Below are 21516 nucleotides of genomic sequence, written 5' to 3'. Positions count from 1 at the left end.
TATGGATCTCAACATCGGCATCATCGGCTTCGGACTGCGCTCCTCGCTGCGCAAGGAGGTGCACCGTCCGGGCGACGGGTCGCGGATCTCGGCGGTGTGCGACCTGTCGGAGCGCGCCAGGCGGGAGGCACGGGAGTTCGCGCCGGAGGCGATGATCACGGACTCGCTGGACGAGCTGCTGGCATCCGGAGTCGACGCGGTGATGGTGCTGACGCCCGACGACCTGCACGCGTCGATCACGATCCGCGTGCTCGAGGCAGGCATCCCGGTCTTCTGCGAGAAGCCGCTCGCGATCGACCTGGCCGACGCCGACGCGATGCTGGAGACGGCGCGACGCACCGGAAGCAGGCTCTACATCGGGCACAACATGCGGCACATGCCGGTGGTCACGCTCATGCGCCAGCTCATCCTGGACGGCCGGATCGGCGACGTGAAGGCCATCTGGGTGCGGCACTTCGTCGGCAACGGGGGTGACTTCTACTTCAAGGACTGGCACGCCGACCGGCGTCGGACGACCTCGCTGCTGCTGCAGAAGGGTGCGCACGACATCGACATCATCCACTGGCTGGCCGGCGCGTACAGCGAGCGGGTCTCCGCGATGGGCGAGCTCAGCGTGTACGGCGACATCGACGACCGCCGCGATCGCAGCGACGAGCGGATGTTCGACTGGTACAGCCTGGACAACTGGCCGCCGGCGACCCTGACCGGCCTGCATCCGGTGGTCGACGTCGAGGATATCTCCCAGGTGAACATGCGCCTCGCCGGAGGCATCCTCGCGTCCTACCAGCAGTGCCACTTCGCGCCCGACTACTGGCGCAACTACACCGTCATCGGCACGGAGGGACGCATCGAGAACTTCGGCGACGGGTCCGGTGACGAGGTCAAGCTGTGGAACCGCCGCCACAACGGCTACACCGCGGCCGACGAGACCTTCATCGTGCCCGACGTCGCGGATGCCGGGCACGGCGGTGCCGACCGGCTGCTGGTCGCGGAGTTCCTGCGATTCGTCCGCGACGGCGGGCTGACCGAGACCTCGCCGGTGGCTGCGCGTGAGGCCGTGGCGGCCGGCATCCTCGCCACGCAGTCGCTGCGCGGCGACGGCTCGGCGATCGATGTGCCTCCGCTCGATCCCGAGCTCATCGCCTACTTCGAGCGGGGACAGGTCGAGGAGGCCCCGGTTCCCGCCTGAGGTGTCAGAGGATGCGGCATCCGAACTGCGGATGCCGCATCTCTTGACTCGTCGGTGGAGCCGCGTCAGTTCTTGTTGTCGATGCCGATGTGCGCGATGGTCGCGTGGCTGTTGTGCGACACGTACACGCGCAGCAGCGCGGTCGGGTTGTCGTTCAAAGCGCGCAGTGCGTTGTTCGCGCTGCCGGACTCGCGGGCGAACGCGTCGGTGATCAGCTTCGCGTAGGGCTGGGTGCGCGAGTCGGCGGACCAGCTCGCGGTGTCGCCGAACGCGGCGAGGATCGCGGCGTGGTCGCCGGAGACAGGGATGCCCGTGAACGCCTGCACCTGGGCGGCGTCGAGCGTGAACACCGAGCGGTTGCTCTCCTCGTACGCGGTGCGCACGGTGTCAGGGGTGGCGCCTGCGCCGGCCGTGGTCGGCTGCTCGGCAGGGGTATCCGCCGGCTCGGTCGCGGGAGCGGAGGACTCGGGAGCGGATGCCGCAGGGGCGGGCGCACTTTCGCCGGCGGGCGTCGCAGCAGTGGCACCGGAGCATCCGGCGAGGCCGAGAGCGAGGACGAGGGTGAGCGAGGGGAGAAGGGCGCGTTTCATGATGCCTCCTGGGTCGTCGGTCGGGTGTCCGAGACTCGGCGGCAGTGGCGGGTCCCTGCGAACTCAGAATGGTATACCAAAATTCTGGACGGCTTCTCAGGAGCGCGAGACGGATAGGCTGACACCACGATGGAGATCACGCGTCGCACTCTTCTCGTCGGTGCCGGAACCGGCGCCGTCGCCGTGCTCCTCGCCGCATGCACGCCGGAGCCCAAGCCGACCGCGACGACGGCAGCGCCGACCCCCCGGCCCAGCATCCCCACCGGCGCCGTGCCGAAGCCCGCCGACTGGAAGCGCAGCACCTGGTCGACCGACCCGTACTCGCACGGAGCGATGAGCTACTTGCCCGCCGGTGCGACGCCGCAGCATCGCGCCGACCTCGCCGGGCCGATCGGCGACCGGCTGTTCTTCGCGGGTGAGGCCCTCGATGCGGAGCGCCCCGGCACCGTCATCGGCGCCGTCGACTCCGGACGGCGCGCCGCCGTCGCGGCATCCGCCGCGTCGCAGCAGGGCGAGCGCATCGCCGTGATCGGCGCCGGCGCCGCCGGCGCGACCGCCGCGAAGACCCTCGCGGACGCCGGCCGCGACGTGACGATCTTCGAGGCGCGCGACCGCCTCGGCGGCCGCATCCAGTCGGTCGTCGACGACGACTGGCCCATCCCGGTGCAGCTCGGCGCCTGGCTGTCGACCACCGACGACACGGTCTCGCTGCGCAGCCGGCTCGCCGCCCTCGGAGTCGAGCAGATCGAGTTCGACACCGCGACCGGATGGTCGGAGAACGGCGCTGCACCCACCGTGGACGGCGCCCCGATCGCCGCCGCCGTGAAGCGGGCCGCAGGCGACCCCACGGATGTGCCGCTCGTCGACGCCCTGACCGGGAACGGCGCCGACCCGTCAGATCCCGCGCTCGCCGCGGCGCTGGCCTGGCTCTCCGCGACGTCCGGCGTCGACGTCGACAAGGCGTCCAGCTGGTACCCGCCGGCATTCGCGCCCGACTCGCTGGCCGGTGCGACCGGCGATGTCGGCATGATCGTCGAGCAGGCGCTCAAGGGGCTGAAGGTCACCCAGGCGTCGCCCGTGATGCGCATCGCCTACGACGACTCGGGAGTCAGCCTGCGGCTCGGCACCGGCGAATCGCTGTCCTTCGACCGCGTGATCGTGACCGTGCCGCTCGGCGTGCTGCAGAAGCAGGCGATCGAGTTCGCCCCCGCCCTGCCGTTCGCGCATCGCGGGGCGATCGCCGCGCTCGGCTCCGGCTTCGTCGAGACGGTCTGGCTGCGCTTCGATGAGTCGTTCTGGAACGCCGATGCCCAGATCTGGCACGTCGTCGGCGGTGACGGACCGATCCGCACCTGGCTCAACCTCGAGCCGGTGACGGGCGAGCCCGTGCTGGTCGGTCTGGTAGGCGGCCCCGATGCCCAGGCGTTCGCGAAGCTGAACGACGCGGATGCCGAGGCGACCGCCCGGCAGTCGTTGATGTTCTTCGCGACCGAGACGCCGTCGCCCTCGCCGACGCCGTCGTCCACGCCCTGAGTCAGAGCCCGCGCGCCTCGGTCGGATGCATCCGGCTCAGCAGCACCAGGCCGCAGGCGACCATCGCGAAGATGCCCAGCGCGATCGCGCAGGTCGCCACCATCTCCGGGATGCCGGACACCTGCCGCGGGTCGAGGAAGTAGTACGGGTACCAGCCGATGATCCCGCCGCGCCAGATCGTGAACAGACCCCAGATCACCGGGTACAGCAGCACGTAGGGCACGATCCGCCACGGCGCCGGGGCGCGGCCGGGGCCGAGGATCCAGGCCAGGATCGCCCACGCGGGCAGCACGAAATGCAGCACGACGTCGGACCAGGGCACGGTGATCGGGATGCCGCGCAGGCCCGCCTGCCAGACGATCAGCGCGAACGCCAGCCCGGCCGTGATGGTCCAGCTCAGCACGATCGCGCGTGCGGTGGTCAGCCAGGGCGGGTCCTCCGGCATCCGCAGTGCGATGATCCCCGCCACCACCCCGAGGATCGTGTAGGCGATGTTCGACTCGATCGTCAGGTAAGCGAAGAAGTTCTGCCCGGCGATGGTCTGCGAGCCCAGGCCCCAGAACATCCTGTGCACGAGGGCGGCGCCGCACACGGCCGCGGCCAGCAGGCGCAGCCATCCGTACAGCGTTCTCGAGATCACTCGCGCGTCGCCCTCCTCGTCCGGGTCGGCGGGAACGTCACCCGGCTGAGTCTACGGAACCGGCGACGGGTGCCGTCGCCGCGCGGCGGCCCCGCCGCTCTCAGGCGCGGGCGGAGCCCGTCGTGCGGCGCGGCGAGAACCGCGCGAGCGCGAACGACAGGATCAGCGCCGCGAGGATGCCGATCACCGGAGGGATGCCGATCCCGTACTGCCCGGACAGCCAGGCCAGCGCCGAGGCGACGACGTAGACGCCGAGGTTCACCAGGTTCACGACCGGGAGCGGCTCGCCCTCCGGCATCTGGGTGCGCCGCCAGCGTGCGAGGTAGTCGCCCACGATGATGCCGCCCAGGGGCGGGATGAACGTGCCGAGCAGGCCCAGGTACTGCGGCAGGTGCTCGTGCACGCCGATCAGGGCGAGTCCGGTGCCGATGACGGAGCCGGCGATCACGAACGGCACCTTGCGCGGACGGCGGAACAGCTCCGCACCGGCGACGCCGAAGGCGTAGGCGGCGTCGGCGTTCGACTTCCACAGGTTGCCGAACAGCAGGAACAGGCCCCAGCCGACCAGCCCGAGGTTGAACAGCACGAGCACGAAGTCGCCCTCGTCGAAGGCGATCGCGCCGATCGCGCCGAAGAAGATCATCAGCCCGTTGCCGATGAGGAAGCCGATCACGCAGGCCAGCACGGCCTGGGTGCCGGTGCGGCCGAAGCGGGTCCAGTTCGGGGCCTGGGTGCCGGCCGACACGAACGTGCCGACGACGGTCGTGACCGCGGTGGCCAGCGTCATCGTCGCGGTCGGGTGGATGGCGGCGAGCCCTGCCCATCCGCCGACCTCGTCGAGCGAGCGGAACATCACCCAGAACGCCAGGATGAGGATCAGCGGCGTCGACACCAGCGACACCCAGTACATGCCGCGGTATCCGTAGCAGGCGGTCACGCACATGAGTGCGCTGACGACGATCATGATCGCCGCGCGGGCCGGGTACGAGTCCCAGCCGAGCGCCTGCGCGGTGAGGTCGCCGATCGTGCCGACCACGACGCCGTACCAGCCGATCTGGGTGCCGCCGAGCAGAATCGACGCCAGCTTCGAGCCTCCGGTGCCGAGCGTGTACCGCGCCATCACCACGGTGGTCAGGCCGGTGCGCGCACCGATCCAGCCGAGCACGGCCACGTACCCGCCGAGCACCAGGGACCCGATCAGGATGATGAGCAGCAGGTCGGTCAGGCCGAACGACTTTCCGAGCGCCGCACCGGCCAGCATCGTCGGCGTGAACACGGTGAAGCCGAGCAGCACGACGGCGAGCGAGAAGAATCCCTTGCGCGCGTGCGCGGGGACAGGCGTGACGGGGTAATCGGGATCGACGGGGCGCCCGGCGTCCTCGGTGAGGTCGGCGGCCCCGGATCCGGGAGCGGCGGCGCTCACGCGCGTGGCCCGAGGTCGCTCGCCTCGACGCCGATGTCCTCCGCCCAGAGCTCCGGACGCTCGCTCATCATTCGATCCATGAGCGCGATGCAGTCCTCGTCGTCGGCGATGACGAGCTCCTTGCCGTTCGAGCGCAGCCACGCCTCCGACTCCTGGAAGCTGCGGTTCTCCCCGATGACGATGCGCGGGATCTCGTAGAGGGTCGCGGTCCCCGCGCACATGTAGCAGGGCGAGAGGGTCGTGTAGAGCACGCTCTCGCGGTACACGCGGGCGGGCAGGCGCCCGGCGTTCTCCAGGCAGTCGGTCTCACCGTGCCGGATCACGCTGCCCTGCTGCACCCGGCGGTTGCGGCCGGTGGCGAGCACCTCTCCGTTGTGCACGAGCACGGCGCCGATCGGGATGCCGCCCTCGTCCCAGCCGATCCTCGCCTGTTCGATGGCCAGATCCAGGAAGCGACGATCGTCCGTGTTCAGCTGCATGATTCCATCGTAAACGGGAGGCATCGGCCGTCCGGGCGCCGCGTAGAGTGGGCCGGGTGATCCTTGCCCGCGCCCTCATCGTCGCCGCGGGCGGCACGCTGGGGGTCGCGCTGCGGATGCTGCTGGGGCTCGCCCTTCCTGACGCCGGGGGCCTCCCGCTCTCGGTGCTCGTCGCCAACATCGTGGGCGCGTTCCTGCTGGGCGTGCTCACCGCCCGGCTGCCCGCCACCAAGCGGCGGCTGTTCCTCGGCACCGGCATCCTCGGCGGCTTCACCACCTACAGCTCCTTCATGGTCGGCACGGCGACGCTCTGGACCGCGCAGCCGGTGCTCGCCGCCGGCTACGCCCTCGGCAGTCTCGTGCTCGGCATCGCCGCGGCCGCCGCAGGGCTGCACCTTTTCCGACGCGAGCGGGGAGGGGCGTCATGACGCCTCTCGTGTTCGTGCTCGCCGCGCTCGCCGGAGGCCTCGGGGCGGGGATCCGCTACCTCATCGACGTCGGTGTCGCGAAGCTCACCGGCACCCGTTTTCCGTGGGGCGTGTTCCTGATCAACCTCACCGGGTCGTTCGCGCTCGGGGTGATCGTGGGCGGGCTGCCGGAGGCATCCTTCGTCGTCGGCACCGGCTTCCTCGGCGGGTACACGACCTTCAGCACCGCGATGCTCGACACCGTCGCGCTCTGGCGTGACGGTGAGCGCCGGGCATCCGTCTTCAACGCCGTCGGCATGCTCGTGCTCGGCCTGGCGGCCGCCTTCGCCGGCCTCGCCGTCGGCGCCTCTCTCTGACCCTCCCAGCAGGGGCACAGCCGCGAAATGTACAAACGTACATGTACGGATGTCCAGGAGGGGCGGATGCAGGAACCCGAGCGCCGCAGACGCGATCCTGAAGCGCGCCGTCGCGCCATCGTCGAGGCGACCGCCGAGCTGATCACCGAGGTCGGCGTCGACGCCGTCACCCACCGCATGATCGCCTCCCGTGCCGCCGTGCCGCTCGGCGCGACGACCCAGTACTTCGACACGCTCGACGACCTGCGCGCCGCCGCGCTGCAGCTGATGATCGATCACGTCGAGGAGCAGATGGAGGTGCTGCGCACCGCCCTCGCCGAACGCGGGGCCTCTCCGGCCGTGCTCGCCGAGATCATCCACGCCGCCCTGGTCGACGCCGCGGCCGTGCAGACCGATCGCGCCGTGGTGACCGCCGCCGTCCGCGACCCGCAGCTGCGCGCGATGGCCCGGCGCTGGTCGGAGCAGGTCGCCTCCTTCCTCGAGCCGGAACACGGCGCGGAACGCGCCGTGGCGGCATCCGTCTTCATCGACGGCATCCTCTGGTACACGCAGATCAACGATGATCCGCTTCCGCAGCACATCATCGAATCCGCTCTCGCCGGCATCCTCGGCGCGCCAATCCCCTGACCTGGAGAGACCCATGTCGAAACTCGCCGTCTTCAGCCTGCGCAACCGCGCACTGATCGCGCTGATCACCATCGTCGCCGCCGTCTTCGGCGGGCTCGCGCTGACGAACCTGAAACAGGAGCTGATCCCCTCCCTCGAGCTGCCTGCGCTCGTCGTGATGTCGAACTACCCCGGTGCCTCGCCGGAGGTCGTCGAGAACGACGTGTCCACGCCGATCGAGACCGCCATCCAGGGCGTGCCGGGACTCGAATCGACCACGGCGACCAGCACGACCAACGCGTCGATCGTGCAGGCGACCTTCACCTACGGCACCAACCTGGCCACCGCCGAGCAGAAGATGCAGCAGGCGATCAACCGCATCTCGCAGCAGCTGCCGACGGATGTCGAGCCCCAGGTGCTGTCGGTGTCGATCGACGACTTCCCGGTGATCCAGATCGCGGTCACCGGCTTCGACGACGCCCAGACCGCGCAGACCGACCTCGAGAACGTCGCGATCCCCAAGATCGAGGACGTCAAGGGCGTCAACGCCGCCGAGATCGTCGGCGGCACCGGACAGCGCGTCACCATCACGCCGGATGACGCGAAGCTCGCCGAGCATCACGCCACGACCCAGATGATCACGCAGGCCATGCAGCAGAACGGCGTGCTGTTCCCGGGTGGATCCATCACCGAGGGCGAGAACACCTACACCGTGCAGACCGGCTCGAAGCTGGCATCGGCGGGCGAGATCGCCGACCTGCCCCTGGTCGGCACGGATGCCACGATCGGCGATGTCGCGACGGTGAAGCAGGAGGCCGACCCGGTCACCTCGATCTCCCGGGTGGACGGCAAGGACGCGCTGTCGATCGCCGTCACCAAGCTGCCCGCCGCGAACACGGTCGACGTGTCCAAGGGCGTGCAGGACGTGCTCGATGATCTGGAGAAGTCCTTCCCGGACGCCACCTTCACGATCATCTTCGACCAGGCGCCGTTCATCCAGCAGTCCATCGACTCGTTGGCCACGGAGGGCCTGCTCGGACTCGCCTTCGCCGTGGTCGTCATCCTGGTGTTCCTGCTGTCGATCCGCTCGACGCTGGTCACCGCGATCTCGATCCCGACGTCGGTGCTGATCACCTTCATCGGGCTGCAGACGTTCGGCTACACACTGAACGTGCTGACCCTCGGCGCTCTGACGATCGCGATCGGACGCGTGGTCGACGACTCGATCGTCGTCATCGAGAACATCAAGAGACACTACGTCGAGGGCGCCGACAAGGGCGACGCGATCCGGCTCGCGGTGAAGGAGGTGGCATCCGCGGTCACCGCGTCGACGATCGTCACCGTCGCGGTGTTCCTGCCGATCGTCTTCGTCGGCGACATGGTCGGCGAACTGTTCCGGCCGTTCGCGATGACGGTGACGATCGCGATGGCGGCATCCCTGTTCGTCGCGCTGACGATCGTGCCGGTGCTGGCGTACTGGTTCCTCAGGCCCGGCAAGCCGCTGCTCGATGAGCAGGGCAATCGGGTCGATCCGGAGGACCCGGCGGCCCCGCCGACGCCGCTGCAGAAGATCTACACGCCGATCCTGAGCTGGACACTCAAGCACTCGGCCTCGACTGTCGCCATCGCGGTCGTGGTGCTCATCGGCACCCTGGCGCTGGCCCCGCTGATGAAGGTGAACTTCCTCAGCGACTCCGGCCAGAACACCATGACGGTCACGCAGGACCTCGGCCCGACGGCCAGCCTGCAGGCGCAGTCGGATGCCGCCGCGAAGGTCGAGGACGCCCTCGAGGGCGTGGACGGCATCACGCACGTGCAGGTCTCGATCGGCTCCAGCGGCTCCGCGCTGCGGGACGCGTTCTCGGGCGGAGCGGGCATCACCTACTCGATCCTGACTGACGCGGACGCCGACCAGGAGAAACTGCGCGCCGACGTGCAGGACGCCGTGGACGACCTCGACGGTGTGGGCGACGTCTCCGTCGCCGCGTCGCAGGGCTTCGGCTCGAGCGACATCGAGATCACCGTCACCGCGTCGAACGCCGACGACCTGCAGACCGCGACCGATGCGATGAAGAAGGAGCTCGACGGACGCGAAGGAATCGGCAAGGTGACGGACAACCTCGCCGCCTCGCTGCCGTACATCTCCGTCGCGGTCGACCGGGAGAAGGCGGCGGCGCACGGGCTGTCCGAGGTGGCCGTCGGTTCGATGGTCTCCGACGCGATGCGTCCGCAGCAGATCGGCTCGGTCGAGATCGACGACACTGCGCTGACCGTCTACCTCGCCGACCCCGAGCCGCCGACCACGGTGGCCTCGCTGGAGGACATGACGATCCTCACTCCGATCGGCCCTGCGAAGCTGAAGGACGTGGCGACGGTCTCGCAGAGCGAGGGCCCGACCTCGATCACCACGGAGCGCGGCAAGCGCACCGCGACGATCACCGTGCCGCCGGCATCCGACGACCTCGCCGTCGCGACTGCGTCGGTGAACGCGGCGATCGACAAGGTCGACCTGCCCGCCGGCGCCAGCGTCGAGGTGGGTGGCGTCGCCTCGCAGCAGGCCGACTCGTTCGGCCAGCTCGGGCTCGCGATGCTCGCGGCGATCCTGATCGTCTACGTGGTGATGGTGGCGACGTTCAAGTCGCTGCGTCAGCCGCTGCTGCTGCTCGTCTCGGTGCCGTTCGCGGCGACCGGCGCGATCCTGCTGCAGATCGTCACGGGCGTGCCGCTCGGCGTCGCCTCGCTGATCGGCGTGCTGATGCTCATCGGCATCGTGGTGACGAACGCGATCGTGCTCGTCGACCTGGTGAACCAGTACCGGCACAAGGGGCTGTCGGTGCCCGAGGCGGTGCTCGCCGGTGGCGAGAAGCGTCTGCGTCCGATCCTCATGACGGCGCTGGCGACGATCTTCGCGCTGACGCCGATGGCACTGGGCATCACCGGTCACGGCGGGTTCATCTCGCAGCCGCTCGCGATCGTCGTGATCGGCGGCCTGGTGTCGTCGACCGTGCTGACGCTGATCGTGCTGCCGACGCTGTACAACCTCGTCGAGGGGGCGAAGGATCGCCGCGCCGCGCGCCGTGCCGCCAAGCGCGGTGGCGACGCCGGTTCGGCTCCGTCCGTGGATGAGGGACCGGATGCCGGTGGGCCGAGCTCTGGCGCGGAGGCGGTGCCCGCGTTCGTCGGAGCCGCCGTCGGGTCCGACGCAGCGGCAGAGACGTCGGGCGGACCGGCCGACGGCGCACCGCGAAGCGCGTCCAGGCCGATCGCGCACGTGCCGATGGAACCCGCGACGGTCGCGCCTGCCCCGGATGCGGAATCAGAAGCGCCCGAGACCGCGGCGACGGATGTCGCCCGGCAGCAGCCTGCCGCGCACCCGACGGTGTACGACGCTCCGGCCGCACCCTCGGCGGCATCCTCCTCGGCGATGGCTGCCGCGGCTGCCGCATCCGCCGCCGCCGCGGCCGCGGCCGCTGCTGCCGCAGCGTCCGCGATCGTGGCCGCGAACGCCAACCAGGAGGAGCAGGCGCTCACCCGCCGCGAGCTGCGCGGCCGCGGCATCCCGTCCGCGAACGACGTGAACCACGGCTGATCCGCGCTGAGCCGTCCGGCTCCGGGTGCCGTGAGGTGTCCGGGCCGGGCGGCTCTTTCCTTCGTGCCCGGCTCTGTCGCCGACCTGGATACAGCCGGGGCGGCGGTACCGACTCCTACCGCGACCTGGGACGACAATCCCCCGCCAGGCGATGCCTGGCGGGGGATTCCTCGTTCCGGGTGCGGCTTCAGCGCCCGGAGATCGTGCCGATCTCGCTCACCGCGATGTTGCCCCACGTCTGGTTCGCCGAGCGGATCACCAGGCGGACGGCGGACGCGTGCTCGGGATGCGGCAGCTTCAGCGCGTGCCTCTCGAGCGTGGCGGACGAACCTGTCCAGGCGACCTTCGCGTTCGAGAGGGCGGTGCGCCACCCGCCCCTGCCGTCGGGAACCTGCACGTCGAGGGTTGTGACGCCCTGATCTGCGCCGAAGATCGCCGAGAGCTCGATCTCGGCGATCTTGCGGCGGCTCGGGAATGTCACGTCGAGTGTCGTCGGCAGCGTCACGTCCGTCGCACTCGCCCAGGGGGACAGGTCGCTGCCGTCGGCGACGGCGGCTGGCACAGTGCCCTGGCCGTTCGCGGCGGATGCCACGGCGGTGGCGGCGTCCTCGTCCCGGCCCTCGCCGGCGCGACGCTGCACCGCGCCGATGTCGGGCATGCCGGAGGGCAGCGGTGTACCGATGACGTCCGCGCCGCCGTTGCGGGGAACCGTGAGCCCTGCGGCGATGGCGGGGGAGTCCTTCCGCGGCTTGTAGCCGCCGAGGTCGTCGATCCCCGTCGCCGCGCCCGGAGCGGTCAGCCCGGCGTCGGCGACGATCGCAGTGGTGTCCCGCGCCGGCACGGGCCCGGTGGAGTAGATGTTGCGGTCGTAGGTCACGGCGGCGCTGTCGCGATACGGCAGGTTCGCGGAGTTGTGGATGACGTTGTTGCGGAACTTCACGTTCTTCACGGTGTCGCGCCACACCTTCACCAGGCTGAACTCGGCCCGGTCGGGATGTCCGTCGATGAAGTCGGTCTCGGTCGCCCAGATCGTGTTGTTGTACACGTCGATGTTGCGGGCGTTGGTCGAGAAGGCGAACACCTCGTTGGCGTCGCCCTGGCTCACGTTGTAGCGGATGACCGCCTCGGCCGGCGCGGTGCCCGTCGACACCGCGATGAAGAATCCGCCCTCGTTGTCGTGGCTGTAGTTGTACTGCACGATGCTGTCGTGCGCCGAGGCGTCGGCGTCGAACGCGTTGCCGTCGCTGGCGAGGCCCCAGTACTTGGTGCCGGACACCTCGTTGTACTCCACGAGGATGTCGTCGGTGTCCGCCCACCAGATGCCCACGTTGCCGTGGTTCTGCGCGGTCTTGTCGACGCGGTTGTGCGAGATGAGCGCCCCGGCGGCCTGCATCACGGTGATGCCGCCCGCGGAGATGTCGTGCACGTAGTTGTCGCTGACCTTCACCCCGAGGCTCGGCACGTACGGGCGGTAGCCGTCCGCCGGGACCGGCATGAAGTCCCAGAGGTCGTTCCAGCCCTCGCGCTGCATCCACGACGACCAGGTGACGATGCCGTAGGAGCGGGAGTCGGCGACTTCATTGCCGGTGATGGTGACGTTGCGATAGTAGGTCGGCGTGGTCTGGCCCAGGGCCGAGACGATGATGCCGCCCGCGGAGGGGTTCGATGCGTTGGAACCGCTGTCGACACCCTGGATGCCGTGCACGTAGTTGCCCGTGACGGTGATGTTCTCGACCTCGCCGTGATCGCGGGCCGTGACCTGGATGCCGATGCGCGGCGAGGTTCCCGCGCCCTTGTTGGTGACCTCGAACCCGGAGACCACGACGTTCTCCTGGTCGGAGATCTTGATCGCCGCGTCGACGTCGCCGCCGCCGGCGATGAGCGGCTTCGCGCCGGTGCCGAATGCCCCGATCGTGATCGGCGCGCCCGCGGTGCCGGACCCCTGCGGCGCGAGCTGCCCGTCCCAGCGGCCACCGGCGGCGAACAGCACGCGGTCACCGGGGTCGAGCTCCGTGGCGTTCACCCTGTCGAGGCTGCGCCACGCGGTGCCGGGGGTGTGCCCGTCCGCGGTGTCGCGTCCGTTCGGTGAGACGTAGAACGTCTCGGGGGCGTCGCCGGTGTCCGCGGCGGCGCCCAGCGCCGGTGCGGCTGTCAGCGCCCCCGCGGCCAACAGGGTCGTTACGACGCCGGTCAGCGTCTTCGATGAATATCGCATCGCACTCCTCCGAAGTTAATAATTAAACAAGGTTTATTAACAGCAGAGGAGGGCGGGTCCGTCAACCCCTGATCGCCGATTCAGCGCGCGACCGCGGGGATGAGCGGGTGGTCCGGGTCGTAGAGCCTCGACTCGAACAGGTCGATCGCGTGCTTGAGGGAGCCGGTCAGCACCGCACGATCCCCCAGTGCCGAGATCGCGAGCTCCGGTGTCGTCAGGCACATCTCCGTCAGCGCGGCTCGCAGCGGGGTGACCAGGCGGTCGCCGGCCCCGGAGATGCCGCCGCCGAGAACCACCACCTCGGGGTCGAGGGTGAGCACGAGTGCCGCGATCCCCTCTGCGAGGTCTGAGGCGTAACCGTGCACCGCCCGCTCCGCGTCAGGGTCGCCCTGCGCTGCCCGGGTGAACACGTCGACCGCACCGTGCGAGTGCGCGCCGGCCAGATGCGCGGACGCGCGGTGCCAGCCCAGCAGGCGCAGTGCGCCGATCTCGCCCGACATCCCGTGCGCGCCGCGATAGACACGACCGTCGATGAGGATGCCGGCGCCGGTGCGAAGGCCGCAGTGGATGTAGACGATGTTGCTGCGCCCCGCCGCGACGCCCGCCCAGGCCTCGGCGGCAGCGGCGAGATGGCAGTCGTTCTCGACGCGGATCGGGCAGCTGAAGATCTCGGCGAGAGAGCCGGCCAGGTCCGTGCCGGTCCAGCCCGGCAGCGCGTCGGAGAGGGAGACCTTGCCGTCGGCACTCACCGTCCCTGTGGTGCCGACGCAGACTGCGGCGAGCATCTCGGGGGAGAGGCCGGATGCGGCGACGGCGGCGAGTGCGGTGCTGTGGGTCGCGGTCAGTCGATCGTCGCGACCTGCGGCGGGGTCGACGGCGACGGTCTGCTCCGCCAGTACGGCTCCCGTCGCATCGGCGACGGCGGCGCGCACGGTCGCCGAGCCGATGTCGATCCCGAGCACGTAGGCGCCGTCGGCACGCAGGGAGTAGACGCGCCCTGGGCGCCCCGGCTGGCCGGCCGGCGCCGGCTCCTCCACGATCCATCCGCTGTCGGACAGGGCGTCGACGATGCCCTCGGCGGTGGGGCGCGACAGCCCGGTCTCCTGCGCGAGCTCCGTCAAGCCGATGGCGCCCCTGGTGCGAAGCGCGCGCATAGCGACGATCGTGTTCTGGCGCCGCAACCGCGATGTGTCCCCAGCCCGCATCCGTTACCTCCCTGTGTTGACAGAATCATACGATTTCTATATTAATGAAGGGTTCTTTAAAAAGTATGCATCGCAAAGGAGCGTGGATGGAAGGCAGCATCCCCACCGTCGCCGTGATCGGCGCCGGACTGCGCAGCTCGGTCTACGCCGCCGAGGCGAAGCGGACGGGGGCGGCGCGGATCGTGGCCGTCGCAGAGCCAGACCCGTCGCGTCGCGAGTGGTTCGCCCGTGAGTACGGGATCGAACCCGACAAGATCTTCGACGACTGGACCGCGCTGCTGGATGCCGGCCGCCTTGCCGATGCCGTGATCGTGGCGACACAGGACCGGATGCACCTCGAACCGGCCGTCGCCGCCGCCGACCTCGGCTACCACATCCTGCTCGAGAAGCCGATGGCGCCGACCGAGGAGGAGGCCACGACGATCGTCGAGGCCGCCGAGCGCAACGGGGTGATGCTGGCCGTCTGCCACGTGATGAGGTACTCCGCCTACACGCGACGACTGATGACGCTGCTCGCCGAGGGGATCGTGGGGCGCATCATCGACGTCCAGCACCTCGAGCAGGTGGGCTGGTGGCACTTCGCGCACTCCTTCGTGCGGGGCAACTGGCGTCGCGAGGACGAGTCCACCTCGATGCTGCTCGCCAAGGCCTGCCACGACCTGGACTGGATCACCTACGTGATGGGTGCGGTCCCGCGACGGGTGTCGTCGTTCGGCTCGCTGAACCACTTCCGCGCCGAGAACCGTCCGGAGGGTGCGGCTGACCGGTGCTGGGAGTGCCCGCTGAGCAGCAGCTGCGCGTACTCCGCGAAGGAGTTCTACCTGGGTTGCCTCGGAGACCCCGAGAAGGAGTTCTGGCCGCTGTCGGCGGTCACGACCGACGCGACGCCCGCCGGCGTGGAGAAGGCGCTGCGCGACGGCCCCTACGGTCGATGCGTCTACGCCTCCGACAACGATGTGGTCGACAACCAGGTGGTCGCACTGGAGTTCCCGTCCGGGGCGACCGCGACGGTCACTGTTACCGCTTTCGCCGCTCTCGAGCACCGGAAGACGCGCATCTTCGGCACCGAGGGATCGATCGAAGGGGACGGGCGGATGCTGCGCATCCATGACTTCCTCACCGACACCCGCACCGAGATCGACACCGGCGACGGTGACGACGCCTCCATGGCGGGTGGACACGGTGGCGCCGACGAGGCGCTGGCCGAGGCGTTCTTCCGGGCCGTCCGCGAGGGCGACCCCGGACTGGTTCTCACGGATGGCAGGGCGAGCCTGGACAGCCATCGCGTGGTGTGGGCAGCAGAGGCTGCGCGTCGCGACAGCACCGTCGTGACGATGGGAATACAAGGAGAGGCAAAGCGATGAAGCACAAGACGATCCGCGTCCTCACGGCGATGGCCGCCGTGGGTGCAATCACCCTGACCTTGGCCGGATGTGGTCAGAAGAACGGCGGAGCGACGTCCGAGGGCGAGCAGGTGCTCGTCTACCGCTCGATCTGGAGCAAGGAGGAGCCGCAAGCGAAGATCCTGCAGACCGCCCTGGACGATTTCGCGAAGGCCGAGGACGTCAAGGTCGAGGTCGAGTTCCTCGGACGCACCGGTGGCGACGCGCTGAACACCGAGATCGCGGCCGGTAAGGGGCCCGACATGTTCGACGCCGGATCTGACAACCTCCCCGCCTGGCGTGCGCAGAATCTCGCGCTGACGCTCGACGACGTGCTGAAGATGGAGATCCCCGGTGAGGGGAAGACCGTCGGCGAGACCTACCCGGAGTCGGTCCTGAAGGCCGCCTCCGACAAGGACGGGCTCGGGTTCATGCCGCACACTGCGATCTCGACCGCGGTCTGGTTCGACGCGGCGAAGCATCCCGACCTGGCATCCAACCCGCCGAAGAGCTGGGACGAGTTCATCGCCTACCTCGACTCGGCGAAAGCCTCGGGCCGAGTGCCGATCTGCCAGGACGGCACCGTGCCGTTCTACAACGTGTACTGGTTCTCGTCGGCGCTGCTGAACGCGAACGGCGCGGGCAGCCTGCTCGCCCTGCAGCAGAAGGCCGAGGCCTGGGACGATCCCGAGGTGAAGGAGGCCGCCGAACGCGTGGCGCAGTTGGCTGCGGGCGACTACTTCCAGCCGAACTTCATGGCGACCAAGTACCCGGCTGCGCAGAACGACTGGATCCAGGGCAAGTGCGACCTGAACATCAACGGCACCTGGCTGGCCAGCGAGGTCGCCCCGGCAACGCCTGAGGGCGCGAAGATCAGCTCCTTCCAGCTTCCCGTCGGTGGGAAGCAGTCGGTCGAGGTCGGCTCGCTCGGCCTCGCCGTGAACGCCAAGGGCAAGCATCCCGACGTCGCCAAGAAGTTCCTCGCGTTCTTCGCGCAGGAGAAGTACCAGGGCCTGATCTCCTCCGAGGCGAAGAACATCCCGGCCCGCGGCGACGTCGACGCTCCCGAGGCACTGAAGACCGCGCAGACCGCGATCGCCGATGCGAAGGCCGTGCACCTCACCTACGACACCGCGGCCGGGAACAAGTCCTGGTGGAACGACCTGTTCCTGCCTCTGGACGATCAGCTGCTCAGCGGCAAGATCAGCGCGGCCGATTTCCTCGCCCAGGGCAAGGACAAGACCGCGCAGTTCCTGGCGGCGCAGTGACGATGTCCACCGCCGTGGAGACCGGGGCGGGTGCGATCACCGCGCCCGCCCCGGCGCCGGAGAGGAGCCAGGGGAAGAAGCGCCCGCGACTCCGTCCCGCACGCGAACGGGCGTTCTGGGGCTTCCTCACCCCGGCACTCGTGCTCTACACGTTCATCTTCGTGCTGCCCTCGTTCTACGGGCTGTGGGTCAGCTTCACGAAGTGGGCCGGCCCCGGATCCGAGATGACGTGGCGCGGGCTTCAGAACTACGTCTCGCTGTTCCGCAACGAGGCGTTCCTGCGATCCCTGTCGAACACCTTCGTCATGGCGATCGTCAGCGGTGTGCTGGTCTTCGGCATCACGTTCCTGACGATGATGGTCCTGCGAGGGCTGAAGGGCCGGGCGTTCATCCAGTCGGTCGTCTTCCTGCCGGTGATCGTCTCGCCGATCGCGGTCGGCGCGGCGGTCGGCTTCATGCTGAACCCCGACGGCATCGTCAACAAGCTGCTGGGGGCTCTCGGCATCCCGCCGATCGGATTCCTCGGTCCCGACATGGTGTTCGGATGCATCATCGCCGGAATCGTGTGGTCGTCGACAGGTCTCTACATCGCCCTGATGATCTCGGCGATGGACTCCATCCCGGACACCCTCTACGAAGCGGCCGACCTGGCCGGAGCCACGCTGTGGCAGAAGTTCCGGCTGATCACCCTGCCCCTGACCTGGGACGTGTTCGCCGTCGCTGCGGTGCTCTGGGTGGTCAACAGCCTGAAGATCTTCGAGATCGTGATCGCCTTCACCACCGGCGGTGCCGCCGGCGCCCCGCCGCTGCAGGCCCGCACGATCGCCGTGCAGCAGTACAACGCCATCGTCGTCAGCGGCAGCGTGCCCGACCTCGGCTCCGGAGCGGCGATGGGCATCATCGTCACTCTGCTCACCGTCATCCTCATCGTCCTCGTGCGGCGCATCACCAAGCGCGAGAGAGTGGAGCTGTCATGAGGGCGACCCGTCGCTTCCTGGGGAACGTGTTCTTCCCCTCCGTCACCGTCGCCCTGCTCTGGCTGTGGGTGCTGTTCAATCTGGTGTTCGTCGTGTGGATCGGCATCCAATCGCTCAAGACACCGAGCGAGGTCGTTCTCGACCCGTTCGGGCTGCCGAAGTCGCCGCAGTGGCAGAACTACGCGACGGTCTGGGAGATCGGCCAGTTCTCCGCCGCGGCGTTGAACAGCGTCGTCATCACCGGTCTCGGCGCGCTGCTCATCGTCGCGCTCGCCGCCCCTGCCGCCTACGTTCTGGCCCGCTCGACGCGCGCCATCGCCAGCCCGATGATCGCCTACTTCGCGATGGGCCTGTCGATTCCGCTGCAGACGCTCGCGGTGCCGATCGTCGTCGCCAAGCTGGGCGTCAGCACCTTCATGATCGACTGGGTCACCGGCTGGTGGGACGACCGGATCACCCTGCTCGTGTTCGAGGTCGTGTTCTCGCTGCCGTTCGCGGTGTTCGTGCTGTCCGGGTTCTTCCGATCGCTGCCGAACGAGGTCGAGGAGGCCGCCGAGGTCGACGGCGCAGGAGCCGTGCGGCTGTTCCGCAGCGTGATCATCCCGCTCGCGAAGCCCGGGCTGACCACGGTGCTTGTGCTGAACATCATCGGGCTGTGGAACTCCGCGCTGCTGGTGATGCTCGTGATCTCGGAGTCCTCGCAGCGCACCCTGCCCGTCGCTCTGCTGAACCTGCAGTCCGCGATGCGGTACAGCTCGGACTGGGGCGGTCTGTTCGCGGGCATCGCGATCCTCGTGTTCCCGATGATCGTGCTGTATCTCTGGGTGGGCAGGAGGATCATCGACGGGATGACGGCGGGTATCGGCAAATGAGCGCAGCGGGATCACGGTGGATCGACGAGCGTCAGGTGCTCTCCGGGGCCGTGCACTACTTCCGTGTGCATCCGGAGCAGTGGGCGGACCGGTTGGCACGTCTCGCAGCACTGGGACTGAACACGGTCGAGACGTACGTCGCGTGGAACTTCCATGAGCCGCGCCGCGGTGAGCGGGACTTCACCGGATGGCGCGACCTGCCGCGGTTCATCGAACTCGCGAGCTCCGCGGGGCTCGACGTCATCGTGCGCCCTGGTCCCTACATCTGCGCCGAGTGGGAGGCCGGCGGGCTGCCGGCCTGGCTGGGCTTCGACGGCCCGGTGGCGCTGCGCACGGCGGATCCTGCATTCCTCACGCCCGTGCGGGAGTTCTTCGCCGATCTGCTGCCACGCATCGCGCCGCTGCAGGCCACGCACGGCGGGCCGGTGATCGCGGTGCAGGTCGAGAACGAGTACGGCTCGTTCGCGGACGACGCGGAGTATCTGCGCGCGATCCGCGACGCCCTCCGCGACGGCGGCATCGACGTGCCGCTGTTCACCTCGGACGGCCCGACCGATCTCATGGTCGACGGAGGCACGCTGCCCGGGATCACGCCGACGCTGAACTTCGGCAGCCGTCCCGCCGATGCGATGCGCTTCCTGGAGGAGCGCTTGCCCGGCACACCGTTCTTCTGCGGCGAGTACTGGGCGGGCTGGTTCGACCACTGGGGCGAGGAGCATCATCGTCGCCCTGGTGCCAACGCCGCCGGGCCGGTGGCGGAGATCCTGCAGGCTGGCGGCTCGGTGAACGTCTACATGGCGCACGGCGGCACGAATTTCGGACTGTGGTCGGGTGCGAATCACTTCGACGGGCAGCACCAGCCGACGGTCACGTCCTACGACTCGGATGCCGCGGTCGCCGAGGACGGCAGGCTCACGGAGAAGTTCCACGCGCTGCGTGAGGTGTTCGTGACCGCGTCGGGTGAACAGCCGCCGGCACATCCGGCCGATCCCGTCTTCCTCGCACCGCGGCGGTTGGCGGTCGAGCACGGTGCCGGCCTGCTGCCGGTGCTGGACGCGCTCGCTGAGGCCGGACCGGAGGCGCCGCTGCCGCTGAGCATGGAGCGGCTCAGGCAGAGCGGTGGTCTGACCCACTACATCGCGACGCCGATCCTCCCGCGCGGCGAGGTCGAGCTGCGGATCACCGGTCTCGCCGATCGGGCCACGGTGTTCCTCGACGGCGAGCGCCTCGGCATCCTGTCTCGCAACGCGCCCGCGGAATCGCTGACGGTCCGCGGAACCGGCGAGCGTCGACGGCTCGACATCGTCGTGGAGAGTCAGGGACGGGTGAACTACGGGCCGCTGCTCGGCGAGGGCAAGGGCATCCTCGGCGACGTGCTGCTGCAGGGGTCCGGTGTGCGCAAGGTCACCGGCTGGCAGCACGCCTCGGCCGAATTGGACCGGATGCCGGAGTTCGCCGGTGTCGCCGACGGCGATGTCGCGGGGGTCTCGCGCGCGGCCGTCGAGCTGGACGCACCGGCTGACGCGCACCTCGCCTTCCCCGGCTGGGGCAAGGGCTTCGTGTGGCTGAACGGCTTCCTGCTCGGACGGCACTGGGAGATCGGGCCGCAGCTCACCCTGTACGCGCCCGCGCCGCTGTGGCGTGCGGGGCGCAATGAGATCGTGGTCCTCGAGATGGAGCGTCGCGGCGACACGATCGAGATCCGCGACGTGCCGGAGCTCGGCGCGGTGACCGACTACGAGGAGTGGAAGGCCTGAGGTGCTCCTGGGCGGCGATCGCCGCCCAGGACTGCCTCATGTCTCACCTTGCGTCGGCCGCCGGGTTCAGCCCGAGAAGCGGATGCCCCAGTGCAGCGTCCATGCCTCGCCGGCAGCGAGGCGGCGCACGCCGCGGCCGGAGTTGAACGCCTCCGCGGGCGCGGTCATCGGCTCGATCGCGACCGCGAGAGCCTGCCCGGGGTAGCGGTCCGACGTGTAGACCTGCAGGTAATCGAAGCCCTCGCCCTGCCAGAGCTCGACGCTGCGCCCGTCGGGGGCCGTCAGCGAGGTTCGAACGGCACCGTCGTGGTCGCGCAGCAGCGTCGCGAAGCCGGTGTCCAGCTCGACGTCGCCGAGTCGCCGGCCCTCGCGCAGATCCGTGCCGCCCGAGACCGGGGACTCGCCGACCGGCAGCATCCGCTCGTCGGTCTCGAAGTACGTCGCGGCCGGCACGCGCAGCACGAGCTCGCGCGGATCGACGTCGCCGATGGTCAGATACGGATGGGTGCCCAGCGCGACCGCTGCGGGAGCATCTGATCGGTTCACGAGCGTGTGCTCCACGTCGATCCCGGCATCCGTCAGCGTGTACGTGACGGTCGTCTCGATCAGATACGGGTACCCGGTCTGCGGCACGATCGTCGCTCGTAGCGCGACGGCGTCCTCCGCGACCGACGCGGCCTCGTACGCTGCGAACCGGAGCAGCCCGTGGCTGGCGTTGTGCAGCTTCGGCTCGGTGATCGCGAGCGCGCGCTCGGTGTCGCCGTCCTGCCAGAGGCCGTCGCGGATGCGGTTCGGCCAGGGCGCGAGCACGACTCCCGAGCACATCGGCGTGGGCTGGTCCTCGGGATACGGGGGCACGATGTCGACCCCGCCGACGGTCAGGTGGCGCAGCGACGCACCGACCTGCGCGATCTGCGCGGTCACGTCGCCACGACGAAGATGATGCTGGATGCCGGTGGGGGAGGTCACCTGGTCATCGTACGGCGGCAGCGGGGGTCGTCGGGCAC

18 protein-coding genes are annotated in these 21516 nt (G+C 69.4%); 11 read left to right on the top strand and 7 right to left on the bottom strand.

Going from position 1 to position 21516, the window contains the following annotated elements; genetic code table 11:
- Position 1 precedes the first annotated feature (1 nt).
- Positions 2–1189 carry a Gfo/Idh/MocA family protein gene (locus ACFVAE_RS17860; protein ID WP_378895195.1) on the top strand — a complete coding sequence of 396 codons (1188 nt, stop codon included), beginning with the start codon at positions 2–4 and terminating at the stop codon, positions 1187–1189.
- A gap of 65 nt (positions 1190–1254) precedes the next feature.
- Here ACFVAE_RS17860 and ACFVAE_RS17855 read toward each other — a convergent pair whose 3' ends face one another.
- On the bottom strand, positions 1255–1779 hold the full coding sequence (locus tag ACFVAE_RS17855) for a hypothetical protein (protein ID WP_378895192.1): 525 nt from the start codon (positions 1777–1779) through the stop codon (positions 1255–1257).
- Positions 1780–1908: 129 nt separating this feature from the next.
- On the opposite strand from ACFVAE_RS17855, the gene ACFVAE_RS17850 reads away from it, so the two are divergent.
- A complete protein-coding gene (locus tag ACFVAE_RS17850) occupies positions 1909–3312 on the top strand; it encodes an FAD-dependent oxidoreductase (protein WP_378895189.1) in 1404 nt (467 codons plus the stop codon).
- A 1-nt stretch (position 3313) separates the two neighbouring features.
- Here the strand turns inward: ACFVAE_RS17850 and ACFVAE_RS17845 are convergent, their stop codons facing one another.
- The 3 genes from ACFVAE_RS17845 to ACFVAE_RS17835 form a co-directional block, all read right to left on the bottom strand.
- Positions 3314–3952, bottom strand: coding sequence for a Pr6Pr family membrane protein (locus ACFVAE_RS17845; protein ID WP_378895186.1), 639 nt, complete (start codon positions 3950–3952; stop codon positions 3314–3316).
- A gap of 100 nt (positions 3953–4052) precedes the next feature.
- Positions 4053–5375: a cytosine permease gene (gene codB, locus ACFVAE_RS17840; protein WP_378895183.1), complete on the bottom strand. Its 1323-nt coding sequence runs from the start codon at positions 5373–5375 to the stop codon at positions 4053–4055.
- A complete protein-coding gene (locus tag ACFVAE_RS17835; protein ID WP_378895180.1) occupies positions 5372–5854 on the bottom strand; it encodes a nucleoside deaminase in 483 nt (160 codons plus the stop codon). The genes codB and ACFVAE_RS17835 overlap by 4 nt, the downstream gene beginning before the upstream one ends.
- Positions 5855–5910: 56 nt before the next feature.
- Between ACFVAE_RS17835 and ACFVAE_RS17830 the strand changes: the two genes are divergently transcribed.
- From ACFVAE_RS17830 to ACFVAE_RS17815, 4 genes are all read left to right on the top strand, one after another.
- Positions 5911–6282 (top strand): fluoride efflux transporter FluC, encoded by a 372-nt coding sequence (locus ACFVAE_RS17830; RefSeq protein ID WP_378859922.1) that lies wholly within the window; start codon positions 5911–5913, stop codon positions 6280–6282.
- On the top strand, positions 6279–6638 hold the full coding sequence (locus ACFVAE_RS17825) for a fluoride efflux transporter FluC (protein ID WP_378895178.1): 360 nt from the start codon (positions 6279–6281) through the stop codon (positions 6636–6638). The genes ACFVAE_RS17830 and ACFVAE_RS17825 overlap by 4 nt, the downstream gene beginning before the upstream one ends.
- Before the next feature lie 66 nt (positions 6639–6704).
- Positions 6705–7265: a TetR/AcrR family transcriptional regulator gene (locus tag ACFVAE_RS17820; RefSeq protein WP_378895175.1), complete on the top strand. Its 561-nt coding sequence runs from the start codon at positions 6705–6707 to the stop codon at positions 7263–7265.
- 13 nt (positions 7266–7278) lie between these two features.
- The gene (locus ACFVAE_RS17815; RefSeq protein ID WP_378895172.1) at positions 7279–10833 is read left to right on the top strand and encodes an efflux RND transporter permease subunit; all 3555 of its coding nucleotides are present in this window, start codon (positions 7279–7281) and stop codon (positions 10831–10833) included.
- 187 nt (positions 10834–11020) lie between these two features.
- Here the strand turns inward: ACFVAE_RS17815 and ACFVAE_RS17810 are convergent, their stop codons facing one another.
- Complete coding sequence (locus tag ACFVAE_RS17810; RefSeq protein WP_378895170.1) at positions 11021–13048, bottom strand: right-handed parallel beta-helix repeat-containing protein; 2028 nt, start codon at positions 13046–13048, stop codon at positions 11021–11023.
- Between the two features lie 80 nt (positions 13049–13128).
- On the bottom strand, positions 13129–14202 hold the full coding sequence (locus tag ACFVAE_RS17805; protein ID WP_378895167.1) for an ROK family protein: 1074 nt from the start codon (positions 14200–14202) through the stop codon (positions 13129–13131).
- Positions 14203–14339: 137 nt separating this feature from the next.
- Between ACFVAE_RS17805 and ACFVAE_RS17800 the strand changes: the two genes are divergently transcribed.
- The 5 genes from ACFVAE_RS17800 to ACFVAE_RS17780 are packed head-to-tail and all read left to right on the top strand — an operon-like array spanning position 14340 to position 20509.
- Positions 14340–15617, top strand: a complete 1278-nt coding sequence (locus ACFVAE_RS17800) for a Gfo/Idh/MocA family protein (RefSeq protein ID WP_378895164.1) — start codon at positions 14340–14342, stop codon at positions 15615–15617.
- Positions 15614–16903: an ABC transporter substrate-binding protein gene (locus ACFVAE_RS17795; RefSeq protein ID WP_378895161.1), complete on the top strand. Its 1290-nt coding sequence runs from the start codon at positions 15614–15616 to the stop codon at positions 16901–16903. The genes ACFVAE_RS17800 and ACFVAE_RS17795 overlap by 4 nt, the downstream gene beginning before the upstream one ends.
- Positions 16904–16905: 2 nt before the next feature.
- Positions 16906–17880 carry a carbohydrate ABC transporter permease gene (locus tag ACFVAE_RS17790; protein WP_378895158.1) on the top strand — a complete coding sequence of 325 codons (975 nt, stop codon included), beginning with the start codon at positions 16906–16908 and terminating at the stop codon, positions 17878–17880.
- Complete coding sequence (locus tag ACFVAE_RS17785; protein ID WP_378895155.1) at positions 17877–18752, top strand: carbohydrate ABC transporter permease; 876 nt, start codon at positions 17877–17879, stop codon at positions 18750–18752. The genes ACFVAE_RS17790 and ACFVAE_RS17785 overlap by 4 nt, the downstream gene beginning before the upstream one ends.
- Complete coding sequence (locus ACFVAE_RS17780) at positions 18749–20509, top strand: beta-galactosidase family protein (RefSeq protein ID WP_378895152.1); 1761 nt, start codon at positions 18749–18751, stop codon at positions 20507–20509. The genes ACFVAE_RS17785 and ACFVAE_RS17780 overlap by 4 nt, the downstream gene beginning before the upstream one ends.
- Positions 20510–20575: 66 nt before the next feature.
- On the opposite strand, the gene ACFVAE_RS17775 is transcribed toward ACFVAE_RS17780, so the two are convergent.
- A complete protein-coding gene (locus ACFVAE_RS17775; RefSeq protein WP_378895149.1) occupies positions 20576–21478 on the bottom strand; it encodes an aldose 1-epimerase family protein in 903 nt (300 codons plus the stop codon).
- Between the last annotated feature and the right edge of the window lie 38 nt (positions 21479–21516).

This window comes from Microbacterium sp. NPDC057659 (assembly GCF_042799915.1).
Lineage (GTDB): Bacteria > Actinomycetota > Actinomycetes > Actinomycetales > Microbacteriaceae > Microbacterium.
Note: the sequence above shows the minus strand (reverse complement) of the source record. Positions and strands in the feature narration are given on the sequence as shown.